We start from the raw sequence: 499 nt of genomic DNA, 5'->3' as shown, positions 1-499 counted from the left end.
AGCCACTGGCAATGTATTAACCAACGACACCGATGCAGATGGTGACGCGCTTAATGTGACGCAGTTTGTTATCGATGGGGACACCACGGTTTATAACGCCGGAACAACAGCAACAATTACAGGCGTCGGTGCGTTACTCATTAATGCTGATGGCAGCTTTACCTTCACCCCTGCTCCTGATTACAACGGTCCAGTACCAAGTGCAACTTACACGGTCAGCGATGCTAACGGTGGGATCGATACTGCGGTATTAAGTTTCAATGACATTATCGCTGTCAATGATGCGCCTGAAGCCATTAATGATGGTCCATTTACAGTTACAGAAGACACCCCAGCCACTGGTAATGTACTCACCAATGACACTGATATCGATGGCGATACGCTTAATGTGACGCAGTTTGTTATCGATGGGGACACCACGGTTTATACTGCCGGAACAACAGCAACCATTGCGGGCATCGGTGCGTTACTCATTAATGCTGATGGTAGTTTTACCTTC

Annotated in this window: 1 protein-coding gene; it reads left to right on the top strand. The window is 47.7% G+C overall.

Features of this window, described 5'->3' with window-relative positions; genetic code table 11:
• Positions 1-499, top strand: a 499-nt coding sequence (locus GQR56_RS21400) for an Ig-like domain-containing protein (protein WP_206018239.1), incomplete at both ends; no start/stop codon positions are given.

It is taken from the genome of Pseudoalteromonas sp. Z9A5, from assembly GCF_011378875.1.
Taxonomy (GTDB): Bacteria; Pseudomonadota; Gammaproteobacteria; order Enterobacterales; family Alteromonadaceae; genus Pseudoalteromonas.
This window is presented reverse-complemented; position numbering and strand designations above follow the sequence as displayed.